The sequence below is a fragment of the Clostridium sp. ATCC 25772 genome, from assembly GCF_001573875.1.
Classification (GTDB): domain Bacteria; phylum Bacillota; class Clostridia; order Clostridiales; family Clostridiaceae; genus Clostridium_J; species Clostridium_J senegalense.
In genome coordinates, this window is sequence record NZ_LFRG01000009.1 from 1 (window position 1) to 17,602 (window position 17,602).

General features: G+C 24.5%; 16 protein-coding genes. All 16 read right to left on the bottom strand.

What is annotated here, in order from left to right; all coding sequences use genetic code 11:
- Positions 1–111: 111 nt before the first annotated feature.
- The 16 genes from proC to AZI32_RS04300 all read right to left on the bottom strand — a co-directional run bounded on the left by proC (position 112) and on the right by AZI32_RS04300 (position 17,440).
- Positions 112–921 carry a pyrroline-5-carboxylate reductase gene (proC, locus tag AZI32_RS04230; protein WP_061994654.1) on the bottom strand — a complete coding sequence of 270 codons (810 nt, stop codon included), beginning with the start codon at positions 919–921 and terminating at the stop codon, positions 112–114.
- Between the two features lie 338 nt (positions 922–1,259).
- The gene (locus tag AZI32_RS04235) at positions 1,260–1,826 is read right to left on the bottom strand and encodes a cupin domain-containing protein (protein ID WP_061994655.1); all 567 of its coding nucleotides are present in this window, start codon (positions 1,824–1,826) and stop codon (positions 1,260–1,262) included.
- Between the two features lie 609 nt (positions 1,827–2,435).
- Complete coding sequence (locus AZI32_RS04240) at positions 2,436–2,909, bottom strand: aromatic acid exporter family protein (protein WP_061994656.1); 474 nt, start codon at positions 2,907–2,909, stop codon at positions 2,436–2,438.
- A 251-nt stretch (positions 2,910–3,160) separates the two neighbouring features.
- A complete protein-coding gene (locus AZI32_RS18290) occupies positions 3,161–3,313 on the bottom strand; it encodes a hypothetical protein (protein ID WP_010293208.1) in 153 nt (50 codons plus the stop codon).
- Between the two features lie 218 nt (positions 3,314–3,531).
- Positions 3,532–4,098 (bottom strand): TetR/AcrR family transcriptional regulator, encoded by a 567-nt coding sequence (locus AZI32_RS04245; RefSeq protein WP_061994657.1) that lies wholly within the window; start codon positions 4,096–4,098, stop codon positions 3,532–3,534.
- Positions 4,099–4,845: 747 nt separating this feature from the next.
- Positions 4,846–5,259, bottom strand: a complete 414-nt coding sequence (locus tag AZI32_RS04250; protein WP_061994658.1) for a MarR family transcriptional regulator — start codon at positions 5,257–5,259, stop codon at positions 4,846–4,848.
- A gap of 470 nt (positions 5,260–5,729) precedes the next feature.
- On the bottom strand, positions 5,730–6,470 hold the full coding sequence (locus AZI32_RS04255) for a Bax inhibitor-1/YccA family protein (protein ID WP_061994659.1): 741 nt from the start codon (positions 6,468–6,470) through the stop codon (positions 5,730–5,732).
- A gap of 213 nt (positions 6,471–6,683) precedes the next feature.
- Positions 6,684–8,060 carry a hypothetical protein gene (locus AZI32_RS04260; protein ID WP_061994660.1) on the bottom strand — a complete coding sequence of 459 codons (1,377 nt, stop codon included), beginning with the start codon at positions 8,058–8,060 and terminating at the stop codon, positions 6,684–6,686.
- A gap of 180 nt (positions 8,061–8,240) precedes the next feature.
- On the bottom strand, positions 8,241–9,458 hold the full coding sequence (locus AZI32_RS04265) for an ABC transporter permease subunit (protein ID WP_061994661.1): 1,218 nt from the start codon (positions 9,456–9,458) through the stop codon (positions 8,241–8,243).
- A 13-nt stretch (positions 9,459–9,471) separates the two neighbouring features.
- The gene (locus AZI32_RS04270) at positions 9,472–10,665 is read right to left on the bottom strand and encodes an ABC transporter permease subunit (RefSeq protein WP_061994662.1); all 1,194 of its coding nucleotides are present in this window, start codon (positions 10,663–10,665) and stop codon (positions 9,472–9,474) included.
- A gap of 1 nt (position 10,666) precedes the next feature.
- Positions 10,667–11,581 carry an ABC transporter ATP-binding protein gene (locus AZI32_RS04275; RefSeq protein WP_061994663.1) on the bottom strand — a complete coding sequence of 305 codons (915 nt, stop codon included), beginning with the start codon at positions 11,579–11,581 and terminating at the stop codon, positions 10,667–10,669.
- A gap of 644 nt (positions 11,582–12,225) precedes the next feature.
- Complete coding sequence (locus AZI32_RS04280; protein ID WP_061994664.1) at positions 12,226–12,405, bottom strand: hypothetical protein; 180 nt, start codon at positions 12,403–12,405, stop codon at positions 12,226–12,228.
- 65 nt (positions 12,406–12,470) lie between these two features.
- Complete coding sequence (locus AZI32_RS04285) at positions 12,471–12,761, bottom strand: CXXX repeat peptide modification system protein (protein ID WP_061994665.1); 291 nt, start codon at positions 12,759–12,761, stop codon at positions 12,471–12,473.
- On the bottom strand, positions 12,754–14,904 hold the full coding sequence (locus AZI32_RS04290; RefSeq protein ID WP_061994666.1) for a radical SAM peptide maturase, CXXX-repeat target family: 2,151 nt from the start codon (positions 14,902–14,904) through the stop codon (positions 12,754–12,756). The genes AZI32_RS04285 and AZI32_RS04290 overlap by 8 nt, the downstream gene beginning before the upstream one ends.
- Positions 14,905–14,954: 50 nt before the next feature.
- Positions 14,955–15,665 (bottom strand): S8 family serine peptidase, encoded by a 711-nt coding sequence (locus AZI32_RS04295; RefSeq protein ID WP_061994667.1) that lies wholly within the window; start codon positions 15,663–15,665, stop codon positions 14,955–14,957.
- Between the two features lie 11 nt (positions 15,666–15,676).
- Positions 15,677–17,440: an ABC transporter ATP-binding protein gene (locus AZI32_RS04300; protein ID WP_061994668.1), complete on the bottom strand. Its 1,764-nt coding sequence runs from the start codon at positions 17,438–17,440 to the stop codon at positions 15,677–15,679.
- Positions 17,441–17,602: the final 162 nt, after the last annotated feature.

The window sequence follows — 17,602 nt, forward strand, 5'->3', positions numbered from 1 at the left end:
AAAAATAGTGAGGAAATGCTTTTCGATTATGCACTTCCCCCTACTTTGGAATAAATTAGCTTAGCTTTACGCACATGCTTGGAACCCTATAATACAGTTTTAATTACATAATTATTTTTTAGTCATTTCTTCTGATTTTTTCATACAATCAACTACTGCTTCTATAACTGAAGCTCTAAAACCGCTTTTTTCTAAACTTCTAACAGCTTCAATAGTGGTTCCTCCTGGTGAACAAACCATATCCTTTAATGCTCCTGGGTGCATTCCTGTTTCTAATACCATTTTTGCAGAACCTAAAACCGCTTGCGCTGCAAACTTATATGCCTTATCCCTTGGCATTCCACCTATTACTGCACCATCTGCCAATGCTTCTATAAACATGAACACATAAGCTGGAGATGATCCACTAATCCCTATTACAGAATCTATTAAGTATTCAGAAACAACCTCAGCTTTTCCAAAACTTTCAAATATATCTTTTATATTATTTAATTCTTCTTCTGATACATTCTTATTCTTGCAAAGTGCTGACATTCCTTCATTTACTAACGCTGGAGTATTAGGCATTGTTCTTACTATTTTTGTATCTTCCCCTAATACATTTTCAATATCCTGTATAGTTTTTCCAGCTGCTATAGTTACTATAACTTTATCCTGAGATAAATCTTTTTTAATCTCTTTCATAACTATATCATAAACATTAGGTTTAATAGCTAAAAATAATATATCTGCTTTCTTTGCTACTTCATTAGAATTTGTTGTAGTAAGTACATCAAATTCTCTCTTTATCTCCTCTAACTTACTTTCATTTAAATCAGAAATAATAACTTGATTTGGTTTAACTAGATTAGATTTTATTATTCCACCAATCATAGCTTTGCCCATATTTCCTGAACCAATAAATCCAATTATTTTATTCATTTATCTTACCATCCTTTTATATTCCTATTTAAAGTTGTTGTTGTGTTTTTTCAATTATATCATCTTAAATAGTTTGGGTTTGATTTCTTTTAATTTTGTTAAATCTATTATACACAATTGATTCTAGTATTTTAAGTAAATTTAAATATAAAACTTCAAAATATTTTTTAGTTTTGTAAGCATACTTTATACAAATATCTACACACTTACCATACATTTTGAAATTTTCCAAATTTACTAAAAATTTTTTCTCTTCTCTCACTAAAAAATTGCTTGGACAACTTTTTTAATATCACATATAATATATTTTCCAAAATCATAAACATTTTTTCAAAATATTATTCTTTATCTTTAAAAGGATTTGGTGTAAGAACCTCTAAAATTTTAACTATTTTACTTGTGTGATTAGCAAAGTTATGCATTATTTGTGAACTATAATGAGCAGTGTCTCCAGGATATAACTCGTACTGTTCATTATCTACATATAATGTCAAAACACCCTCTAATACATATATAAATTCTTCACCTTCATGTTTATATTGAGTTAAATTTTCTTCTATGTTATTAGGTAATATTTCTATTAATCTTGGCAATAAAGCCTTATCATTAGGATTAGTAGTCAAGTTATAATTTATAAACATAGAACTATCTATTTTAGCCACTTCTTTTTCATAATTCTTTAAAACTACTCTATGCTTTCTCTTTGGATTAGTAAAAAAATAATTTAAATCCACATCTAAAGCTTCAGCTATTCTCATAAGTGAATCTGTAGCTATACTAGTAAGGCCTCTTTCTAACTGTGACAAAAAACCTATTGAAAGTCCTGTAGCTTCACTTAATTCTCTTAATGTCATTTTTTTATCTGACCTTAGTTCTTTTATTTTATTTCCAATATCTTTTTTCAAAATTTACACCTCTTCATCAACATAGAAATTATCTATTTTTTAACATTTTTCTTAATATTAATAATACTCGAAACTAGTATTATTGTCTATAATTTCCGTTAAATTTTAATTAAATATTTTCATTATAGTGAAAATTTGGTATATTTTCTAAACCCTTAAATAAAATATCAACTTTTCAGTTTATAGTAAAATAATTTTGCACCACACTATTGAGTTTCACATTAAATTTTAAACTTATTCATTTATTAAATGAGAAAATTTTAAATTAATATTTCATTCCTAGTTAACGCTTATTTTAGTTAAGAGTTAATAGTGAATAGTTGTGTTGATTATTACTCACTATTTAACTGACTATATTTTTTATCAATTGATAACAAAAATTTTTATATATAACCTTAAGTTTATATATGGTTCCAAGTTGACTTTTAAAATTATCCATTCCAAAACTTGGATACCCAAAATAGTGAGACATGCTCCGAATCACTTAGAATTCAACACTATATCTTGTGTAAAAATATTTTAAGATTGTTGAATAAATTTAAATTGGAGCTTGTTTCCCTATATCTCTATAAAAAATAAAGAACAAATCACATAATAATGATTTGTTCTTTATTTATCTCTCTTCTCTTTTTTACGCTTATAATACGGACAAATATATTTATTAACTAATACAGCAATAACTATTCCTAACGCTGTTTCTAAAAATCTATTTACCCCATATTCAAATGGAGACTTATCTTTTAAATTAGTCATAATAGCTACAAAAACTATACACGATATAGTTGTTGACTTGTTTTTATGAATTACATCACATAAATATATAAGCAAACTAATACCCAATGCTGTAAGAATTACACTATTAGGCATTATATAAGAAAATACTACTCCTAATATAGCACCAAAGGTGGTCCCTATAAGTCTGTTTTTTCCTACCTCAAAGGAAGTTTCTACAGTAGATTGCATACATATAACCGCTGCTATACAAGCATAAAAAGGTGAAGAAAATTTAAAAATTCTACTTATTACTATACAAATAAAAACAGATACTGCTGTTTTTATATTTCTCATGCCTACTTTCTTCATAAATGTACTCCTTTAAATGACCTATAAAATTTAAATAAAAATCAATATATATAATTTTTTATAGTATATATAATAACTTAATTATATATACTTTTCAAAATCCCTTTTTTATTTATAGCCTATTAAATATAATTTAATGCACTTGTTATTCCTTTACATTTAGTTTTTCTATAAATTTCTACGGAATTTAATACTCTAAATTTTGGCAAAATAAAAAACTGCCTTAATTAAAAAGCAGTTCTTCCTTTATATTATTTTCTCATTTTTTGTTGTTCTCTTTGAATATCTTGTTGTGATAATCCTGTAGCCTCCATTACTTCTGTAATCCCCATATCTTGTTCTAAAAGATTTCTAGCTTTCTTTAGCAGTTTTTGTTGTTCTCCTTTATGCATTTTTTTACCCATAAATTACAAACTCCCTTCTAAATATGTTTAATTGCCTATTATATATATAAATTTTAGACAAATCTAAAATCATTAAGAACTAATTTAGATTGTGAATCTAATAGCCTACCAATTAACACTATATTTTTATTATGTCCTATAGACATTAAACTTATTCATAAAAACAATATCTTCTATTTACAAAAAGAAGTTTGCAATTTAATTAAATTGCTATTCCATTATACTACTAATGATAATATTAAAGATTTTATAAATTTAAGATTTTCACATTTTTTTTCTGGATACATAGCCAGACATTTAGTAATTTGAAGTATTAATGTATACCCTAATCTTTCATTTACATCTTCAATTGCATTAAAACAAGATTTTTTGCTTAAGGGCTCAAATATTTGTTTAATATTGCAAACAATGACATCATTTAGATTAGTCATTTCTGTTGCTTTATTACTATTAAATATATATTTTTGTTGTATATAAAAACCTAACCCTTTTCTATTTTCAATATCATCATATAATATTTCAATTTGTACTTCTAATCTTTCTCTAACCGTTAAATTTTCCATTTTACTTTCTTCTATTTTCTTAAAAGTTTCTTTCCATGACTTATCTAATATATCCATAAACAATTCCATTTTACTACTATAATAATTATAAAATGTTCCTACTGCCATACCACATTCCTTTGCAATAAGTTTTATATCGACTCCATCATATCCTTTTTCTGAAAATAGTTTAAAAGTCTTTTTTCGTATAGTTTCATCTAAATTTTTAATAATTTTTGGCATAGTATCTCCTCTTTTACTTTAAAATACGCTTTTAAAAATAATATGTATTTGGACAACTAATTAAAACTTTAACAGTTGAATTTTAAACTTATTAATTTATCAAATGAGAAAATTCAAATTAATATTTTATTACTAGTTAACAGATTATTTTAGTTAAGAGTTAAGAGTTGTGGTGATTATCACTCACTATGTTCCTAATAATACTAAACGTATTTTTTATTTTAAGAAACTGATTTTCAGTTTCATCCATTACTTTTAACTAACCATAGTTGTACTTGTTTTTTCTCAGCCGATAATAAAAGTTTGATAAATTGATTTAAATTCAAGATTATTTCCCTATATAGGGTTCCAAGTTGACTCTTAAAGTTATCCATTCCAAAATTTAGATACCTAAAATAGTGAGACATTCTCCGAATCACTTAGAATTCAACACTGCATCTTGTATAAAAATATTTTAAGGTTATTGAATAAATTTAAATTGGAGCTTATTTCCCTATAGTTGTCCATAAGATTATATAGTAGCAAATGAATTTTGATTATTTAAATGAATATAACTTCACCATTTTCACTACAAGTATATTGCTTACATACATAATAGTCAACTTAAAAAAAACAATAATTATTGCCTTTAAAAGTTATATGTGAATATGTACTTAAAATATTGTTATATATTAAATATTTACTTAAATTTCAATAAAAAAATGCATCAAAATAAAACTAAATTTTATTCTAATACATTACAGATTACTAACTTAAGTTTTTAACTATTTTAAATAATACTGATTGAAATATTTCTTTTTCATCTTGTTTTATATTTGAAAAACATTGCTTATCGAATTCCTCAAATAAATTAAAAATTTCATTTTTTATAGAATGAGCTTTTTCCGTAAGAAATATTCTACTAACTCTTAAATCTTCACTATCTATTTTTTTAACTATAAAACCTGACTTTTCCATTCTATTTACCATTTTGGTCATTGTTGCTGGAGTAACTGAAAGCTTCTCACATAACTCTTTTTGTCTTACTCCTTCATTTTTATATAAAACCATTATAAGAGACGGTTGTCCTCTATATAAACCTAATTTAATTAATTCTTCATCTAATTTCTTAAAAGTTTTATTAGCAACTCTTAGATACTCCGATATCAAATTTTCTTCCATAATTTTATTCCTCCACTTTAATTAGTCAACTAAATTGTACTTTAGATAACTTATAAATTTAATACAACTTTCATATATTGAAACAGATTCTAATCTGGTTCCATTCTTTAGGAATTAAAATTTTTTGCCTATAAAATAAAAAAACAATTTTATATTCCTATATTATATGATATCTTTTAACAAACAAATATTCAAATATATTTTTTGTAAACTTTTTTTATTAATATTAAATTTAATTTAAATATTTTAAACTTTTTTTAATTTTTTCTTTACCATACTTTAATCTAATATAATTTTAACCAAAATATTTTTATTATCTTAATTTATAATTTAAAATATAATATAAAGTTTTAAATTGACTTTTAAAATTATTTACTCCAAACCTTAGATATTTTAAAAGTAATATATGCTCATAAATCTTTTAGAATTGTGTATAAATTTAAATTCAAACTTCCTTCTATCTGTGTATTTTAATCTCTAGAACCTTGAAGTAATTTTGCAATTAACTGAACTATTTCTACATATAACCATATAAGTGTTACAAGTAATCCAAAAGCAGAATACCATTCCATATACTTAGGTGCACCATATTGAACATTTTTTAATATAAAATCATAATCTAATATTAAACTAAAAGATGCCAGTGCCACTACTAGTACACTAAATCCTATTCCTATAGTTCCACCTCCATATATAGGTAAATAAATTCCAAATATAGATAATATAAATGACAGTATATATAATAAAAAAACTGATGTTATACCTATAGTTACCCCTTTTCTAATCTTTCCAGCTAATGTTGGTGTTCTCCTATATATAAGCAATGTAGCTATTGCCACTGCAAAAGTTAAGCAAGTAGCAGAAAATACTATCCCTGGATAACTGGATTCCATAACCATAGAAAAACTTGATAATAACACTCCTTCAAACATAGCATATAAAATTGATGTTACATTTGCAATTTTAGGTATAAAACTAGTTAATATAGATAATATAAACGCTGCTATAGATGATATAATAAGCAAACTGTTAAAATCTGAAGTGCCATCTTTTAATACAGACCAAGTAGTTCCAAAAGAAGTTACTGTTATACCTATTAAAATTAATGATTTAATTATAGTTGAATAAACACTCATAGTTTTATTGTTATACCCTGTTTTCGATTTTTCAAATCCACTAGTTATAAAAGGATTAGAGTTTACTCTTTTCATACAATCACTCCTTACTACGATTAATCAAATTGACTTGTGATAATCATTATATAACCATATCCACTTTTTTTATTTTTATTCTTTTAACTTTTAGATTTAAACCATATATTGTAAATTTTGTATTTGTTTTAAATCTTTAAATCTTTCAACAAATAACACCATAATAATTAATTACGATGTTATTTGCAAAATTTTCTTTATAATGAACTTATACTATTCATCAACTTCTAATAATATTTTATTTAATATCATTTGTTCATATACATCTTTTTCTTTTTCCCATTTTTCAAAACTAATTATATTTTTACATAGCATAAATACCATTTCTTCTATTACATTATTTATTTTACATATATTTTTTTCATATATAAAACTTATAGATGTAGCCTTGCCAAAAGCATTTGCTATTATATTTAACATCTCACATTTTATGTATTCACTTTCTTCTTTAGTAAAATTATCATTTAGTTGACAGAATCCTTCATTATTATAAAATCTATACTCCATATATTGTATAAATCTTTCAAAATCTTCTGCATTACTTCCTAACTCTATTTCAAAAAGAATTTTAAAAAATATATTCCAATGAAAATCAATATTTATAACATTTAATAACTTATTTCCGAATTTCTCACAAAACTTACTTTCAAAATTTATATCTCTATCAAATTCTAACTCTCTACCAAAATCAATATTATTCTTACTTATTTCATTTACTCTAGATAACATATTAATAAGGGTTTGATTATAATCCTGAAAATCTTTTGCATTGCTGCTTCTAAATATATAATTTACAATCACATCAGAAGATGTTTTAAAGTCAACTATAAATCCTATACTATTTTTCATCTGATTAGAGAAAGAATCATATATAATTTTAGATAACATAGTTTCTATTTGTTTTTTTCTTACATCTAAATCTGCAGTATTAGATTTAGCTGAATGATTATATACTACTGCTAATTGATTATCAATCATGCATAAATGTTTTTTTATAGATGTTAATATATTTTTTAGAAACTCATCACCTAACATATAATTTTTATTTTTATATATTACTTTATGTTCAATTTCACCCCAGAACATATTTACAAGAGATTTAATTTGAAGTTCAAATTTATATTTAGCTTTATCATTTTCATATATTCCATCTATTTTATATATTTCAAAACCATTTTTTTGTTTTTGAGGTTGCTCTCCAGCTAAATAAAGTCGTATATTTTTATTTAGTGAATTATAATAATATCCGTCTATATCTCTTTCATTAAATACCTCTCTTAGTTTTTCATATATTTTCACTTCATCTTCTATAAATCTACACTCTACCCGTATACCAATTAAATCTTGTAAATTATGTAGTAGATCCTCTGCACATTTATATTTTTTATAATAATTATTTCTTATTATTTTTTCCTCTAAACTAGATTTAGATTTTATTCTCGTTACTAAGTTTATATCTCCATCATTCATAGATTCTAAATGTTTTTTTAAATAATCCTCTATTTCTTCAGAAACATCATTAATCTCTGGTTTAGCTTCTTCTAAAAGCTTTATAGTCTCATCTATGAAATTAAATATTTTAAGCTCCACAACATTTCCTCCATCTTTTTCATAAAAACTTTGTATAAGCATATTTTTATTTTAAATAACTTTTATGTCTTTTGTGTTACTTTTTATTTTCATTTCTAAGACAATATTTTTAACTATAATAAAAATTAAAGGTTACCTCAAAATTAATTATATTTTAAGATAACCTTCCATAATTTAATATTAAATTATATCTTTTTTTACAAAATTAAAGTGAGAAATTAAGTAACACACTATAATCCATGCTGTTAATATAAATAAAGAAAATTTATATGTTATAAGTGGACATATTAATTCGCCTGCCCAATTACCTCTTATAACTGATGTAATATCAAAGTACGATGTAAATATAAATGGTAACACTCTATTTAATATATTAGGTAATCCTTGTTCTGATAAAAGTGTAATTTTAACAGTTATGCATAATAATATCAACATAGATATAAAGCTAACTCCTGTTGATACTGAACTATTTTTAATAAGTGTAGACATCAAAAAACAAAAGGAAACTGTAGCTGTAATTAAAAATATTTGTAATATTAATGCCTTTATAGTAAATTCCCAAGTAGTAACTAAATAACTACTTCCAATTACTGCTGAAATTGATTGTCCTGTATTTTCTACAAGCGCCATATCCATTTTATACTTTGTTCCTACAGCTATAGGTGCTGATGGATCTCCAAAACCCAATATTAATCCTAAAAAAATGAATGCCATAAATTCTAAAATTAAGACTATACCATTAGACATAAATACCACTGTTAAAAACTTTGAAATTAATACTTTACCTCTTGAAACTGGCTTTGTTAAAAGCATCTTTATAGTAGCAGGATCATTTTCTCCTGAAATAATATCTGATGCTAAAATTCCTATTATTACTATTATAAATAATCTATCTATAGTTTTTAAAAGACTTGGTAATGCAATAAATGCTGTACCATCACTATTATAATCATATTCTAAATCATTGTCTAAATAGTATTGCTTTTCAGAAATTTCATCATTTAACTTTTGAATTTCTGTATCTAAACTAGGTGTAGCCCCCTCCCCTTTTCTTTTATTCAAAAACTCTATCTCTTTTTTCAGCCTATCTTTACATGGAATACTATTATCTAATAATTCTTCCTTAATAGCTAACTCATTTTTATCTTCTTCTACCCAAATACCATATCTCTCAGCCTTCACAATCTGATTATTTTCCAATGCATATTTTTTCTTTTCTTCATAATAATTAATTGACTCTTTAAGCCTTTCAGCTCGTTTTTTAGGCAGTTCATAACCAATATTTTTATAAGCTCCAAATGTTGCAAGTGCAACTAAGCCAAAAGTCATTGATAAAACCACAATAAATCTTTTTTTGCTTATCATTTTTCTTATTTCATTTCTAATTAAACTCCACACCCTATCACCTTCTTTATATTAATACATCCCTCTTATTAAATATCTTTGATGAAATAAAGTAACAAACAATACTCCAAATTAACATAATAACTATTCCTAAAGGAATACTAAATATTGTACTATTCAAACTCATTACTAAATTTCCTTTAATAATATCCGTACCACAACTATATGTTGTAAACAATATAGGATATAGTTTATTTAAAAATTTTAAAGGCAATATATAAGTTATTAATGATATGAGCATTAATATCCCTAAATTAATAGTTAAAGAAGTAATGCTATTTGTAAAAATAGTTGAAATGAACATAACAAAACTTACACATGTTATTATAAATATAAATTGCATAAATAGATTTAGCAGTATTAATTTCCAAGCAGAAATAATATATGAACTTCCAATTACAGCAGAAATGTTATTTATATATAAATTATTATTAGAAGCCTTCACATATTTTGTCCCAACAATTATAGGATAAGATGGATTACCAAAATTAAAAATTAAACTTATAATAATAAATGTAATAAACTCCATAAGACATATAGTTATTGTAACAATACATATATTACTTAAAAATTTAGAACAAAATATTTTTCGGCGTGATACCGGCTTTGTTAAAAGTGCTTTAATCGTTGAAAATGTATATTCACTTGCTATAATATCACTGCAAAGAAAAGCAATTAAAATTGGTAGAATCATTTTATTTATAAAATCAAATATTCCTGTTATATCTTCAAACGCATATATTTTATACTCCTTATTTGGTTCAATATCATTATCTAAAAGATAATTGTAATATTGTAATTCAGCATTACACTTCTCAATTTCAACAGAGTCTAAATTTTCTGACAATTCTCCTTTTTCATTTTCCAAGTTCTCAATTTTATTTTTCATAGTATTTTTCCAATTTTCATCTGGATTTGCTATATTATCTTTTAACATTTTAATCTCTTCATCTAATCTTTTCATTTGTATGTCTATATCTTTCTTTTTTTCTTTTGACAATGATTCACTTTTTGCTTCAGCCTTTAATTCAATAAGTACACTCTCTTTTTTCTTTAATTGTTCACTTGGGGTTTTTCCAAAACTGCTACTATACATATAGATAAGTTTAAAAACTATTAATAGTACTAAAGCTAATAAAAAAATATATAGCTTTTTATTATGAATTAGCTTTATGATTTCATTCTTTATGCAATTTATCAAATTATTCCTCCCCCTCCATGATTTCCATAAACCTATTTTCTAGATTTTGATGTGCCTTGTTTATTTCTTCTATAGGAATATTTCTTTTAGCAAATGCCTCAATAAGCTTAGGGAATGTACCTTTTTCACAATAAAATAATAACTTTTCCCCTTCCTCCTCAACATGTTTTACAAAATAAAGATTGAAAAGTAACTCCTTTCCCTTCTCTTTTTCAGGAGTAATTAAACATATTCTTTCATCAGTACTATTTTTCACAAGGTTTTCAGTAAGTTCAATAGATTTTATTGTTCCATTATTTATAAATGCAACTCTATCACAAAGCAATTCTATTTCAGAAAGTATGTGTGAAGATATAAATACAGCAGTATTATTTTCTTTAACTAACTTCTTTATAATATTTCTAAACTCTACTATCCCTGATGGATCCAATCCATTTGTAGGTTCATCTAAAATTAATAGTTTAGGATTTCCTAATAAAGCTTGCCCTAGCCCTAATCTTTGTTTCATTCCTAAAGAATACTTTTTAACCTTATCATCTATTCTTTCATTTAAACCTATAAAATCAATTACTTCCTGTATTCTATCCTCTGTAATATCACCGTACATCCTTGCGAATAGCCTTAAATTTTGTCTTCCAGTTAAATCTAAATAAAGTTCAGGGTTTTCTACAATACATCCAACACTTCTAATAGCTTTTACAAAATCCTTTTGTATATCATATCCATTTATCTTTATAGTTCCTTTATTAGGTTTAATTAATCCAACTAACATTCTTATAGTAGTAGTTTTTCCTGCTCCATTTGAGCCTAAAAATCCAAAGACTTCTCCTTCTTTAACTTCAAAATTAATCCCTTTTATTATTGGTCGTTTAGATAGTTCCTTATATATTTCTTTAACCTCTAATATATTTTCCATAATATCCCTCTCCCTAACAGTAGATGTTCAGATTCAATAAATTTTAATAATTATTATTTATACTAATTATTAAGTATGACATTAAATAAGTCATAACTATCCATAAGTATAATAACCTGTTCATACTTTTTTACTTTGTTATGTATTTAACAACCGTTAATTTATTTAAATTTTATTCATATAATATCCTTATTCTCCAAAGTGTATATTTAAAAATTTATATTTTAGCATAGGACAACTATCAAATATTATTATTTTACTTTTTCCTTATAAAATATTGTACAAAATTTGAAATACTTTCTTTATGAACTAATATTCATATATGACTACAACCTTTTTTTAAATAAATATACTTTTATTATTTAATATTTTCTCTTAATCTATAATATATTATTTTTTCTACATTAATGGATAAACACATATTATACTTGGATATTACTTTGCATGTTCTAACATTTAAGTTATAGAGCATCATCTTTATTTTATTTAATCGTAGTTATATTATAAAGATGATGCTCTTTATTAAGCTTTTAATCATCCGAGTCATTTTAAAGTAATATCAGAAATAACTGAATAACAATTATAATTGTTATTTAATATATATCTAATTTAGTAAACAGTATTTCTTATTTAAAATAAAATTTCTAAAAAGCTACGTTTCTCTTACAAAGTCCTCCACAACTATTTCTACATTCACCTTGGCACTTGTATCCACAATCACCTTTGCATGTACTCTCACAATTTGAAGAACACTCACCTAAACAATCTTCATAATACCCTTTAACATCATTGTTATATTTTACTTTAGAAAATAAACTTTTCATTTTATCACCCCATCTAAAATATTTTTAATATGTTTACTAAAATTAAATCTATAATAATATTTTTTTTATTCTGTCAAACAAACATCATTTGTATCAAAATTTATAACCCAACTAGCACCATATTTCGATTTCCATTTATATTTTTGAGACATTCTGTTCCACCAGCTTTCAATCAATTCATTATTCTTAAAGAAATCTTTTTCTATCCTATTTAGTATTTCAGTTTTATCCAAATCTTTTATTTCTATATCTTCTAATGACATTTTTAGTTCATCTAAAGCTAACTTCTTCTCAAATAATAAATTTATTTCTTTTTTCTCCAACTCCAGAATTTTACCAACTATTTCTTTAGACATTAATATAGCCTCCTTGACTTCTCACTATTTTTTCCAATGGATCATTATAATCCAATTTTGTTATAATATTTTTATTTGATATTAGTCCTTTGTTAATTAACCTTTGTTGTAATTTTCTAGATACATCACGCTCATAATGACTTAATAAGCATTGTATCTTAGATGGTGTATTATATTCACCTGTAAGCTTTTTATTTAAATATATACATCTTTTACACTGATATGAATCACAGTTCATACAAATAGGAGCTTTATTTAAACTCATTAAACACTCTTCTTTATTTAAAATTCCATTATAAATATCTCCTATACAATTATCTGAATTATCAAAATAAAATGCTGGACATATATATATTTTTCCATTAGGCATTAATGTAAAAGTGCTTATACCCGCATCGCAATTACATTGTTTATTTAAATATAATCTATCTGTAATAATATTAATTTCTATTGGTTTTTTATTTACATATGTTCCCTCTACAAAATCTATAAGTCTATTAAGTTCTATCTTATACTTATCAATATGCTCTTGATTCCACTTCTCAAAGTTTCTGAGAACTAAATTTACTCTACCACTAAATTCATAAATATCTTTAATGAAATCAGTAATTTTTTCTATATTTATAGTATCTATTACTAATATACAATTTTCTGAATTTATTAAATTTTCAGTATTATTTTCGTATACCACTATATCATTATTGTCTATATCTTTGAATGTAGAATTAACAATAACTCCACAGCTTTCTAATCTTTCTACTTTATTGATATTTTTACTGCCTATAAAAATCACATTAAATTCATTTGCTTTTGCATATGCAATACCTTTCTTTATAACTTCATCTTGCATAATGTTTTTTCTATTTTCATTGTTACTATTGTAATTACAATAAGCTACATTACTATCATCTAAAACAATTTGTAAATACTTTTGCTGTTTATTTTTATAATTTCTCCTTGGTGATTTTTTACCTGTTACTATTTCATATTTTTCCCAAAATTTTTTATTTGCTCTTATAGTTGCTTTATACATATTACAATTATATGTAGCTCTACTATAAATAGTATTACTTTCTGCTGCATCATAATTAAATCCTGTACACCATGAGCATCCAGATGCTACTTCACAGTTTACACATTCTGTTTTACTTTGACTTTTTAATGTTAACCCTAAAAATGGCCTTAATTTATCGCTATCGATTCCATTAACTATATCTCCAATTTTTCTTCCCGTTTTATTATTTAATGAAAAATCTAAAAATCTTATGCAAGGATAAAAATTACCTTCACAATCAATCGCTAACATTTTTCCTGCTCCACAATAGTTTTTATCCTCTCCATGCTCATCCAAGGGATGACCTATTGCTGGATCAAAAAATCTTACTGAATACTTGTCCCATAGTTCATTTTCAATTATATAGTCTCCTAGTTCATTTAGCTGTTTTTCTAATACTATGTCATCCCCTTCACGCCATACATCTTCAAATACAACATTTGCTGAAACCGTTTTTATTCCTATATTCCATAAGCTTATAATACTATCTTTAAGATATGGTAAATCATCATGGGAAAATGTAGCTTTAGTTTCGCCATTTTCAAATTGTGAAAGCCATAGCGGTACATTCTTTACTACATCCTTATAAGAACCTTTACCATTAGGATATACTCTTTGTAAATTATGTTTTATTTCATTACCATCAACACTAAATCCAATTGATAGATGATATCTATTTTTCTTAATAAACTTTTGAACTTTTTCTGTATTATATAATATTCCATTAGTTGATAAACTAAATCTATATGCATTAAACCATGGATGATTTAAAATATACATCTGTAATTTTATATAATCACAGATTTTATCTAATAAATCAATTTCTAAAAAAGGTTCTCCACCTATGAAATCCCATACAACAGCACCCTCATTAAATATGTCTCTATTTGAAAGTATATAATCTACACATTTTTTTGCTACATCAAAACTCATTTTTTTCTTATTATTTTTCCCTACCATATAGCAATATTTACATACCAAATTACAGTCTTCTGTAAGGCAAAATGTTATATTTTTTACTCCCTTTCCTCGTTCATTTCCATCCCAAACTTCTCCAATCTTCCCCATTTTAACTTCATTTTTTTCCATTTTTTCCACCTACTTATTAATATTTTTTTTAAAAAGTTAGTTTTGTTATTTTATTTCTTATCAATCATAAAGTAATTTTCTTCACCAATGGCAATTATATTTTTTATAATCTTTTCTCTGTCTATTAAATAATTGTTTTTTAAAATATTACATATATGTCCAGTAATATATGCTGCTGAAATACTTGTTCCTTTGACATTTTTCATTTTTTCTGATGCTAAAAGTTCTGGTGATAAATCATAAGGAGCATAAAAAAAATTATCTTTATAATAAAACATTTTATAATTTTTTAAAGAATTTCCCCTTACCCCAAATACATTTTTTAAATAAGCAGGATAACATCTTTTACCTTCATTATTAGTTGCAGCTACAATTATAATATTATTCTTAATTAATTTATTAATTACTTTTCTTAATGGATACCAATACTTTAATTTCGTTGTTCCCAAGCTTAAATGAATAATATTAGGTTTGTATCTTAATGAATAATTTAGTGCTTCAATTAGTATTTTTCCATTACTTCCTAAGTTTTCATCTAATATGTTTACATCTATAAATTCAATATTTTCTGTTATATTTAAAATTGTTTTAGCTATTACTGTTCCATGCTTATTTTTTACAATACTACCCTTTCTTTTAATTACTTGTCCATATTGATTTAAATTTATTTCTATTTGTTCTTCTATACAATTTCTTAACTCGTCATCTTCTATGTCTAATCCACTGTCGATTATTACTACCCTTATATTTTTTTGATACATAAAAATCACCTCTAACTCACATCATCCTTTTCTTCCAATCCAGCATTATATAATTTAGTGTAATTTTTATTCTTTTTGATTAATGATTTATGTGTACCTTTTCCTACAATCATTCCTTGGTCTATAATAATAATCTGATCAGCATTAATAATGTTATGAAGCTTATGAGTAATTAAAATTACAGTACTTGTTTCCAACATCTTTTCTATAGCCTTTCTTATTATAAACTCTGATTCATTATCCAAAGATGAAGTTGGCTCATCCAAAATAACAACAGAAGCTTTTCTTAAAATACACCTTGCTAATGCTAGTCTTTGTTTTTGTCCACCTGAGAAATTAACACTATTTTCTTCAATTATAGTGTCATATTTTTCTGGTAAACTCATTATATAGTCGTGTATATTAACAGCTTTACATACTTCATATATTTCATCTAATGTTACTTCATCACATAATATTAATAAATTTTCTTTAATTGATAGATTATAAAAAAATACTTCTTGGAGCATTGGGCATATATTCTTTCTTATAGTATACTCATCTAATTTTTCTAATTTACAATCATCAATACTAATAGTGCCCTCATCTATATTATAAAATTTCAAAAGCAGATTAACTATAGTACTTTTTCCACTACCACTTTTACCCACTATTGCAGTTAATTTTTGCTTTGGTACTTCAAAAGTAATATTTTTTAGTATTTTTTCATTTTCAACATATGAGAAACTTACATTATTAAAAACTATATTACCATTAACTTTTTTTATCTTTTTTATACCAAACTTCTCACTTTTTGAAATTAAATTATCTGTTATACTAAATATACGATCTAGTGACACAAAGACTTGTTGTATCTTTGAATTTAATGTTGTTATATCCTTTAGTGAATTTAAAAACTGATTTGAATAAGACATAAATGCTATAAAACTTTGAATTGAAAGCTGATTAATATATATATAATAACTACCTAGTCCAATTAATAATAGACTATTTGTAAATTCTATAAAATCAGATAAACAATATGATAGTGAGTTTAATAAGTAAATTTGCACTGATTTATTTTTTATTTTATAAGCATTTTCTTGAAATTTAGAATAAGTATAATCTTTAAGCCCATAACCTTTAATATGTCTAATGCCTAATAAGGACTGTTGTACTATGCTAAAGTAATTATCATTATAAATTTTAATTTCCTTATTTTTCTCTCTTAATATTTTACCCAAAACTAAAACTACTATATAAGAGAAAGGAAATGCTATTATGACTATAAATCCTAAGGTGATATTGATACTAAAAACGACAATTCCCATAATTATAATTCTCAAAGTATCTATCATTGCACCTAAAAATTGTTCTACTACAATATCAGTTAAGGCATATACATCTCCGTGAATTCTTGACATAAAGTCACCATTTCTCGTTTGATCAAATACTTTCATTGGCAATTCTAATATCTTTTTGTATACATCACATTTTAAGTCATAAATCATATTATTAGTTAATTTAGATGAGTTATAGGACCTCCAAAATGTAGTTAAATTTTGAAATATATATAATGCCAATAAATATACTATATCTAACTTAACCTTGCTAAAGTTTTTTTCTACTAAACATTGAATTAAGTTTCCCCAAATTAATGGCTGTATTATACCATACATAATCATCAACATAGTATTAAAAAATAAAATAATATATCTTATTTTATAAGGCTTAACATAATAAAATGCTCTCTTAAGCAAGTTAATATCTTGTTTGTTTAAAATTTTCAAACGCATATTCATCTCCTAATATATTTCTTATATTGTAATTAATTACAATCAGTAGCATATTAACTGTACTATATTTTTTTTGATTAAACAAGATAATTATATACTTATTTAAATATTCTTAATATTTTCATCTTTTCATTATAAATCTAAAACTGCTACTAACACTAA

Excerpts from the sequence above, each read along its gene's own strand:
- AZI32_RS04245 (WP_061994657.1), bottom strand. The coding sequence starts at position 4,098 with ATGCCAAAAATTATTAAAAATTTAGATGAAACTATACGAAAAAAGACT.
- AZI32_RS18290 (WP_010293208.1), bottom strand. The coding sequence starts at position 3,313 with ATGGGTAAAAAAATGCATAAAGGAGAACAACAAAAACTGCTAAAGAAA.
- AZI32_RS04255 (WP_061994659.1), bottom strand. The coding sequence starts at position 6,470 with ATGAAAAGAGTAAACTCTAATCCTTTTATAACTAGTGGATTTGAAAAA.
- AZI32_RS04280 (WP_061994664.1), bottom strand. The coding sequence starts at position 12,405 with ATGAAAAGTTTATTTTCTAAAGTAAAATATAACAATGATGTTAAAGGG.
- AZI32_RS04240 (WP_061994656.1), bottom strand. The coding sequence starts at position 2,909 with ATGAAGAAAGTAGGCATGAGAAATATAAAAACAGCAGTATCTGTTTTT.
- AZI32_RS04290 (WP_061994666.1), bottom strand. The coding sequence starts at position 14,904 with ATGGAAAAAAATGAAGTTAAAATGGGGAAGATTGGAGAAGTTTGGGAT.
- AZI32_RS04250 (WP_061994658.1), bottom strand. The coding sequence starts at position 5,259 with ATGGAAGAAAATTTGATATCGGAGTATCTAAGAGTTGCTAATAAAACT.
- AZI32_RS04295 (WP_061994667.1), bottom strand. The coding sequence starts at position 15,665 with ATGTATCAAAAAAATATAAGGGTAGTAATAATCGACAGTGGATTAGAC.
- proC (WP_061994654.1), bottom strand. The coding sequence starts at position 921 with ATGAATAAAATAATTGGATTTATTGGTTCAGGAAATATGGGCAAAGCT.
- AZI32_RS04300 (WP_061994668.1), bottom strand. The coding sequence starts at position 17,440 with ATGCGTTTGAAAATTTTAAACAAACAAGATATTAACTTGCTTAAGAGA.
- AZI32_RS04285 (WP_061994665.1), bottom strand. The coding sequence starts at position 12,761 with ATGTCTAAAGAAATAGTTGGTAAAATTCTGGAGTTGGAGAAAAAAGAA.
- AZI32_RS04275 (WP_061994663.1), bottom strand. The coding sequence starts at position 11,581 with ATGGAAAATATATTAGAGGTTAAAGAAATATATAAGGAACTATCTAAA.